Source organism: Priestia sp. BR_2, assembly GCF_041954005.1.
In the GTDB taxonomy this organism is placed as follows: domain Bacteria; phylum Bacillota; class Bacilli; order Paenibacillales; family Paenibacillaceae; genus Paenibacillus_AQ; species Paenibacillus_AQ lautus_A.
Genome location: NZ_JAVFHM010000182.1, coordinates 116,581 through 124,038, shown reverse-complemented (window position 1 = coordinate 124,038; position 7,458 = coordinate 116,581). Strand labels below are relative to the sequence as shown.

At 44.9% G+C, this 7,458-nt stretch carries 6 protein-coding genes; 1 reads left to right on the top strand and 5 read right to left on the bottom strand.

Annotated features, from left to right (window positions below; all coding sequences use genetic code 11):
- From RB298_RS09330 to RB298_RS09310, 5 genes are all read right to left on the bottom strand, one after another.
- Positions 1-579 (bottom strand): PQQ-dependent sugar dehydrogenase family protein (locus tag RB298_RS09330; RefSeq protein WP_486046922.1); only part of this gene is annotated, 579 nt, incomplete at its 3' end.
- A gap of 229 nt (positions 580-808) precedes the next feature.
- The gene (locus RB298_RS09325) at positions 809-3,181 is read right to left on the bottom strand and encodes an AraC family transcriptional regulator (RefSeq protein WP_486046921.1); all 2,373 of its coding nucleotides are present in this window, start codon (positions 3,179-3,181) and stop codon (positions 809-811) included.
- A 94-nt stretch (positions 3,182-3,275) separates the two neighbouring features.
- Entirely contained in the window at positions 3,276-4,157 is an 882-nt protein-coding gene (locus RB298_RS09320) for a carbohydrate ABC transporter permease (RefSeq protein ID WP_096776001.1), read from the bottom strand.
- A 12-nt stretch (positions 4,158-4,169) separates the two neighbouring features.
- Complete coding sequence (locus RB298_RS09315; RefSeq protein WP_096776000.1) at positions 4,170-5,132, bottom strand: ABC transporter permease; 963 nt, start codon at positions 5,130-5,132, stop codon at positions 4,170-4,172.
- 69 nt (positions 5,133-5,201) lie between these two features.
- Positions 5,202-6,797, bottom strand: a complete 1,596-nt coding sequence (locus RB298_RS09310; protein WP_486046920.1) for an extracellular solute-binding protein — start codon at positions 6,795-6,797, stop codon at positions 5,202-5,204.
- Positions 6,798-6,994: 197 nt separating this feature from the next.
- Between RB298_RS09310 and RB298_RS09305 the strand changes: the two genes are divergently transcribed.
- Positions 6,995-7,270 (top strand): YciI family protein, encoded by a 276-nt coding sequence (locus tag RB298_RS09305; protein WP_096775998.1) that lies wholly within the window; start codon positions 6,995-6,997, stop codon positions 7,268-7,270.
- Positions 7,271-7,458 lie beyond the last annotated feature (188 nt).

Genomic DNA, 7,458 nt, shown 5'->3' with positions numbered 1-7,458 from the left:
GCCTGATCCGCCATCACCGGTTGTCAAAACAAGCTTTCCTGTTTCAGGGGAAAAGTTTAGGCTATTGACACCGTTATGGTTTAAAAATGGCCTTCTGATATTAAGTAACGTCCGCCTTTTGTTAGGTTGGCCATTCGATTGCAGAATCCATTCTTCGACTGTATCGATATGATCGTATTGATGTTCTCTATTTGTCCACTTTAGGTTTAAGGTGCTAGCATCGCACGGATTAGGCTTAAAAGATTCAGGAGGAGCACCTGGAAGGGCCCCTGGACCTTGGGTTCCAGCTGCTGAATAATGGAGATAAAACAGACGATTGTAATAAAATTGGGGATGAAATGCCAGCCCTAGCAGTCCCCGTTCATCATATCCGCTGCTAGAACCACCTAGTTTCAGGATTCGCGGGCGAATATCTAAGAAAGTCTCTATAACTCCGTTTCCTATGTAAAAGATCTCTCCTACCTGAGTCGCAACAAATAATCTTTCGATGGAGTCGCCCGGAAGAATCGTTGTTTTCAACACAGTGGGTAAATTTAGCTTGCTAACGATGGGCCGTAAACTAACTTTAACTTTCGTCAATTCACTTAACCCTCCTTTTATGGCTTTCTTGTATAAGTTTATGATTAGAACCGGTTATTATTCCGGAGGAGCGGCTGGTAGCGTCCATATCATTGTGCACTACGGTCCATGGATGAATAGACGAGCAATGATAAAAATCCTCGGAGAAATATGAGCGCAAAACGACAGCAGCATATCCTTTCTTTTAATGAGAGATATGCTGCCAATGTAAATAATGTAGTAAACATTCCTATTGATTTAATCCAGCACATTTCGTCATACTCTCTCTATATTTACCGGGAGTAATGCCTTCGACCTTCTTAAAAACCCGAATGAAAACCGTATCGCTTGTATAACCGACCATCTTGGCAATCTGTGCGTTGGTCAGTCCAGGATCCGACATCAGTTTCTTAGCGTGATCCATGCGTACGACAGTCAGGTAGTCGTTGAAGTTCTGTCCACTCACTCTTTTAAAAAATTGCGAAATATATTGCGGCGTGATCTGCAAATGCTCAGACACTAAATTCAAGCTCATATTGGGATCGGCGTAATTCGCTTGAATGCAGGTTTGAATTTGCAGCAGGAGCTGTTCATTGTGATCGCTTCGTTCCAGTTTGAACGATTCGGCGGCCGATACATACAGGTCCTTCGCTTTTTCAAACATTTCGTCGGTTGTTTTACAGGAAAGCAGGAAACGCACGGGGTGGATGTCACCTTCTGTAAGCTTCCGGTAGGCCAGCGTATCCGAATCCGATGCCATGATACGCAGCAGGGTACCGGCAAGACTGAATAATAAGCATCTCCCGAGCTCTGGAGTGATGGATTCGTCCCGAAAATTTCGATCGAACAGCCGTGTAAGCAGTTGGACCACTTGCTCTGTATCGCCGCTTCGAATACAGTTGATTAACTGCAGCTCGGTTTCGACAGGGTAATAATACTGCAGCTTTTTCTGGCGAATATCATGATAGTAAAAGGTCGACAGCTGCCCATTGACCATCCTGTACTCCAAGGCGGCAGCCGCTTCCAAATAGGCTTCTCCAATCTGATGCTGGCCCTTATGAACGCCGCTTATGGCTATGCTGATCTCCAGCTTGAACCTAGTCTCCAGCATGCGATGCAATCCGGATACGATGTCCTTCACCCGGCAAGCCGGATGATCCATCTGATCCGGCAATAGATTAACGAGCAGGGCCAGCCGGTCTTTCTCCAAGTCGATCGTATGTATCGTATGCCCTTCATAGACTGTATCTTCAGCCAAATTGGAGATGATAAATCGCACCAATGCCCATTGTTTTTCACTTTGGTTCGGTGCGAACCGGGTCATGTCGTCCACTTGAACGAGAATGACGATAAAATGAGGAAACGGAAAATGGATGCCCATAAATTCCAGCGATTGTTTCATTTGCTCTGGAGGCTCAAAGTAGCCTTGAAGCACTCGATGTAAATAGCTAGAACGCAGAACGGGCAGTTGTTGAGTCAGTTTGTTTTTAATATGCCTTTCCTCGTCCCAGGAAATTTTCATCATTTCCAGGATGTAGTCAAATTCATTCACAGCAGGTTTACGTGGATGAGACTTTCCGGCCTGAATCGCCTCTATCATTCTTTTGATTGGAAAATAGTTTCGATACGCGATTCCATATGCAGCCGCGCTCCCCGCAAGGATACATAGCAAGAGAAGCCACAGCGCAAGATGCTCCATTTGTTTCACTTTCTGCAAATATACATTCAAAGGCATCACAGCAATATAGTACCATCCGACTTGTCCCGAGGTTGTGAATGATACCGTTACATCTTGACCGTTCAGATTGTAATTGCGCAAACCGGAGTTCGACTTCAGTTCATTCATTATGGAGTTGGATAAAGGGCTTGCACCAGGGGTACTGCTGATGAGTTCATGATTTTGGTTCACGATATAAACGGAACTCCCGTTTGCGGACTCGATTTGTCGTGTCATTTCGTGAATCTTGGTTTCATCGATCAGAACCGTTAGATTCCCTTTCATGTTGGATGTTTCTTCGACCGGCAACGATTGCATAAAGGTAATCACTTGCATGGGGTCATCCTTCAGGTAGCCGTTTCGTTGTAAGGTGGAGGACGGCAGGTATGTTTGACTATGATAGCTCGTCATCTGCTTACGCCATTCTTCATAGGTCAGATGTTCAAAGCGATAATATTTATCATAAAAGTTGTGAGAATCGGTTACGAGATTCGGTTTGATCACAGAATCGCTTCGGTCCAAAAAAATATAGAAATCGTACACAAAATCCTTGGTCATTCTCGAATGCATTGTTAAATAATCTCTTGTAAATTGGACCAAATGATACCGTTCTGACAAGTCTTTGATTTCCGTATCCAATAAATAACGCAGCTTCGGATTGAGTATAATTTGATGGGATAATTGTTCAATTTCTTTGAAATGGCTGTCTATATTGAGACGCATCTGTTCCAGCATGCCGAGATTGGACCGTTCCGCATTGGATTTCATGATATGTTCAATATTGGTATAGAACACAAACCAAATCAGGATGGGAACCAGGAGCAGAAGACAATTGGATACGAGCATCCTGATGAATAGGCTCCTTCTTTTGCTTCCGGCATTCTTTCTTCGAATGATTGAAAACATGGCGATCCTCCTAGTATAGAAAAGCTTGCTCAATCCCTATAATTCGGGAAGAGCAAGCTTGCTCCCTTCGTTGGATGACCGATTCGTGTGATGATCATTCTTTTAACGCACCAATCAGGACACCGTGCACAAAATACTTTTGCAGAAACGGGTACAGGCATAATATTGGAAGTGTAGAGATGATAATCGTCGCATATTTGATCGTGATCCCGATGTCCAACCGATCTGTGGCTGCTGCGCCGGTCGTCATGCTGTCCGTACTGTTCGAGATCAGAATTTCACGGAGCACTAGCTGTAGAGGAAATAACTCCCGATCACGCAAATAAATCAATGCGCTAAAGTACGAATTCCAATGTCCCACTGCATACCACAAAACCATGACGGCAATAACGGGCATCGAAAGAGGAACAATGATTCGGCTCATAATGATCCAATCATTGGCCCCGTCGATCCGCGCGGATTCCTCCAAACTAACGGGTACCGCTTGAAAGGCAGTTCGCATAATGATCAAGTTAAATGAGCTGATAGCCCCGGGCAAGAGAAGAGCCCAAGGCGTATCCAGCATGCCGAGACTGTTCACCAGCAGAAAGGTTGGAATGAGGCCCCCATTGAACACCATCGTGATCACGATGATGAGCATGATGGAATTGTTGAAATAGACGTTGCGGCGAGAAAGGGCATAGGCACCGAGCGTTGTCATGAATAGGTTGATGATTGTGCCGCCAGCGACATAGAAGAGGGTGTTCCGGTAACCGGTCAGAATCATGGGATTATCCATGACGGCTTTATACGCATCCAGATTAAACCCGGTAGGGAAAAACAGCATGCCGCGAAATCGGGCGATTTCTGCAGGATCGCTTAAAGATGCGAATAATACGTATAGGAACGGATAAAGCGTGACGAAGCAAAGCAGAAGCATGAAGCATGTATTGACGACGGAAAATATCGATTCACCCAGGCTGCGTTTGTGAAACATACCGTTCCTCCCTTACCACAATTTATGTTCGCTCACTCTTTTGCTAATGGAATTGGCGAGTACGATTAGAATGAAGCTGATGACCGAATTGAATAACCCAACGGCAGCGGTGTAACCGAAATCGGCTCCCAGTATACCTTTCCTGAATACATAGGTGGAGATGACATCGGCCGTCTCATAGGTCATCGGATTGTACATCAAAATAATTTTCTCGCTCCCGACGGAAAGCATGGATCCCATGTTGAGAATGAGCAATATCACAATGGTCGGCATGATTCCGGGCAGGGTAATATGCAAGGTCTGTTTCCATCGTCCCGCTCCGTCAATCCGGGCCGCATCATAGAGAGTCGGATCGATGTTGGCTATGGCGGCGAGATAGATAATAGAGCCCCATCCGATTCCCTGCCAGACGCCGGAGGATACGTACATGAACCGAAACCACCCCGGCTCCTGCATGAAGGCAATCGGTTCAAGTCCGATCATGCCAAGAAGTTGATTCACCAGACCGTCGCGGGCAAAGAAATCGATCATCATCCCGACCACAACGACGATGGAGATAAAGTGCGGGAGATAGCTTATCGTCTGTACGATCCGTTTAAAAAAACTCCTGCGAATTTCATTAAGCAATAAGGCCAGTATGATCGAAGCGGGGAACGCAAACAGCAATTCATAGATATTGATCAGCAGGGTGTTCCGAATCAATCTCCAAAAGTAGTAGTTTCCAAAAAAACTTTCAAAGTGATCGAAACCCACCCACGGACTTCCCCAAATTCCGTCGGCAAGTCCGTAATCTTTAAAAGCGATTTGCAGACCATACATGGGTCCGTAATGAAAAACGATGTAGTAGGCAACGACGGGCAGCAGGATAAGATAAATGTAGCGGTTCCGAATGATGTCCTTTTTTATCATGCTCCATTTCTTCTCTGCCCGGCTCCCCGTTGCCGTCTTCACAATGTTTCTCTGTACATTAGGCATGGTTTACTCCTTCTTTGAATACCGGAGAACGGCAAGCCGCAAGCTTTCCGTCTCCAGTGTAGTAGGCTGTTATCGGTTGTTATAGCGTTCCAATCCGGATTGCTGCATTTGAATTGCCTCGTCGATACCCATGCTTTTCAGGGTAGCGACATACTCATCGAACTTATCCAGCGATTCTGCGCCCATAATAAATTTGACGATCATTTCATTTTTATACGTATCGATATCGTTCATGATCGAGGCATATCGGCTATTGTTTTCCCTGGCGATGGTGATCGGAGGCATTCTTTTTTCATTCGAAGGTTCTGCCCAGACGGTCAAAGCCTCCTGCTGCTCCGGTCTGGCCGCATATTGCTCCATATAGCGTACATCCTGCAAGAAAGGACCCGCATCAGCGGACAAGACATGCTGTTTCAGGGATTGGGCAAGGGGCAATCCTTCCGGATTGTTCATGACGGAATCCATATACCTCGGATAACCGTCCTCCATCGTATAGGATGTGCCTTCTTTACCGAAGTTCATGATCATTCGTCCTTCTTCACTATAGAAATAATCGAAGAATTTTACGGTTTCAGCGATGTGCTTGTTGCTTTCAGTTATAGCAGTGAATATGCCGACAATCTGATTGTCCATTTGACCGAAAATCGGTTTATCGCCAGATTGTAATGTCGGATAGGGTGTGGCAACAAGCTTGAATTGTGGTTCCTTAGACTCCATTAAATCCATAAACCTGCCCATGCCTCCGCCTACGGCCATAACAGCCGCACCGACCTGATTGCCGGTTATTTTGGCATCGTACATTTTGCTGTCATTGGCTGCAAAGTCTTTGTCCAGCAAGCCCTCATTATACCAACGGTTCATAGTTGTAAGGTATTCCTTATATTCGGGTTGAACAGGGCCATATTTGACCGTATTTCCTTCGTGATAGAAGCCGTTCGGGATGCCAAAAGCGCCAGTAAAAGCAAGTTCGCCTGCTCCCATCATGATCGGAATTTCATCCGCCTTTCCGTTGCCGTTGGGATCTTGTTCCTTAAACGCTTTCAAAACGGTGTACCATTCATCGATGGTTCTAGGAATAGGCAAATCCAACTTGTCCAACCAATCTTTACGTATAACCGGGCCGGAGTGGGTTTGCAGTTTTCTCACGGGGCGGATGAACGGAAAACCGATAAGATCGCCATCGTCCGTTGACGCCTGTCTTCTCCATTCCGGGTTTTCGTCCAGCAGCTTTTTGAAGTTAGGCGCGTGGTCCAAATAGTCATTTAATGGAATGATTTTACCATCCTTAATCGCTTTTTGAGCGCCTCCCGGATAATTATTCCACGAATATTCAACGACATCGGGCAGCGATTTCGAGGCCATCATCAAGTTGAATTGTTCGCCAGCTTGGCCTTGGGCCGGGTGTTGGTAATCGATTTTGACACCGGTTTTATTTTTGATTTCTTGAATAGCGGTAATCTCACCATAGCTTTTCATAATGGCGGCTGCGTCGGGATGCATCTGTTTCCAATACGATAAGTTGCTCAAAGGTTGGGTTGACTCTGTGGATTCCGTACTCCCCTTTGGCATCTTCTCACTGCTGCAGCCGGCCATCGCTGTGGCGGCCAGTCCCAGACATGTTATAACAGGTATAAGCTTTTTGATGATGTTCCTGCTCATCTGCATAAACCGTAGTTCCTCCTCCATATTTGATGTGCTTTTGACATATTCAGCATAAAGGATGGTTGTTTTTTCCGGAATCATATAAAATCAGGAAAGGGTTGCCATTATTAAGATCAAGCACTGGCGAATATAAAACTGAATCGACCATATTAAAGATTGTCCCTTCTACAGCGGGGAGAATGTGTGAGGAGGGGAAGAAGATGACATTTGTTTATTTAATGAACAATCAAAAACCGTTAAATCATGAAATCATTAAGGGTCATGTGGAGTATTTAAGAGGCTTAGAATCGCAAGGCAAACTTATGCTTTGTGGCCCTTTTGCGGATTATCCTGGAGGAATCGTCATCATTCAAGCAGAGGATTTAATGGAAGCAACGGACATTGCCAATTCTGACCCATTTATTGCATCGGGGTGCAAATCATATGAAATCAGAACGCTAATGCTGGCTAATGAAGAAAATAATTATTTACTTTAAGATATGATACATCTTGCAATTCAACTGTTAGGGAATTCCCGAAAAACAGAAAGGACAAAAAATGATCTATAGAAGAAAAACTTATATAGTTGAACCATCTTTGATCGAGAGGAATTTGTGATAAGCACAGTACCTAGAGAAAAAACAATATTAGATTAGTTGAAATAAGAGTAAAGCGAGGTGCTGAA